At 73.4% G+C, this 1,205-nt stretch carries 1 protein-coding gene; it reads right to left on the minus strand.

The genetic code is table 11. The features are described 5' to 3' along the window. Window positions 1-306 precede the first annotated feature (306 nt). Window positions 307-1,205 (minus strand): MFS transporter (locus tag ACWD0Y_RS36675; RefSeq protein ID WP_450264581.1); only part of this gene is annotated, 899 nt, incomplete at its 5' end.

Below are 1,205 nucleotides of genomic sequence, written 5' to 3' on the forward strand. Positions count from 1 at the left end.
CCGGGAGCCGCATCTCGTAGGAGGCGGCCTCCAGGCCCTCGGGGGTCAGGTTCCGCAGCCTCTCCCCCGTCTCGGTGGAACTGCCGTTCTCGGCGAGGCCGTGCTTGCGCAGGTCGGAGAGTGGGTCGAGCTCATCACCGCGTTCCTCGCCACCGTCGACGACTGGCCACCTCGGGCGGTACGGGCAGGCCTCGCCCGTACCGCCCGAGCCGTCCTGCTGCGGCTGGCCGGTCGCGGGTCCGGCGCCCGGCCCGCCGATCCCTGTACCGGGGTGGCGCGGCCCGGGGGTGGGCGCCGGGCCCGGTCTCAGAGACGCCCGGACGAAGGGGCCTTGCCCAGCACCGTCACCGCGAGGGCCGCGACGGCGAGCCCGCAGCCCAGCCACATCACCGCGGTGACGCCCGCGCCGTCCGCGGCCAGCCCTCCGGCCAGCGCGCCCAGGGCGATCGCCCCGTTGAAGACGCCGACGAACAGCGAGGAAGCGGCCTCGCGCGCATCGGGAGCCGAAGCCAGCAGCCAGGTCTGGGTGCTGACCGACACGCCGCCGTACGACAGTCCCCAGAGCGCGAGCAGCACACCGGCGGTCAGGACGGAGCCGCCGAGCACCGGTACCAGTGCGACCGTGGCCGCCAGTACCGCGCTGATCACCAGCAGCGTGGAGCGCGGCGACCGGCCGGCGCCCGCGCCGGCTGTGAAGTTGCCCGCCACGCCGGCGACTCCGTACACCAGCAGCAGCGTGCCGATCATCCCGGCGCTCGCCCCTGAGACCTCCTCCAGTACGGGACGCACGTACGTGTAAGCGGCAAAGTGCCCGGTGACAAGCAATGCCACCACCGCCAGTCCGGTCCGCACCCGCGCTTCGCCGGACAGCCGCATCACACCGCTGAGCCGCACCTCCTGCTCGGCGGGCAGCCGCGGCAGCAGAACCGCCAGGGCGACCAGCACCACCAGTGCCAGTACGCCCACGGCCACGAACGCCGTTCGCCAGTCGGCCAGTTCACCGATGTACGTACCCGCCGGGACGCCGAGCACCGACGCCACCGCGATACCGCTGAAGATCAACGAGGTCGCGGAGCCGATCGACTTCGGCGGCACCAGACGCACCGCCAGACCCGCCGCGATCGCCCAGACGCCGCCCATGCCGATGCCGACCAGCACGCGGGCGGCCACCATCACAGCGAAGTCCGGCGACCATGCCGCGAGCA

The sequence above is a fragment of the Streptomyces altiplanensis genome (assembly GCF_053591575.1).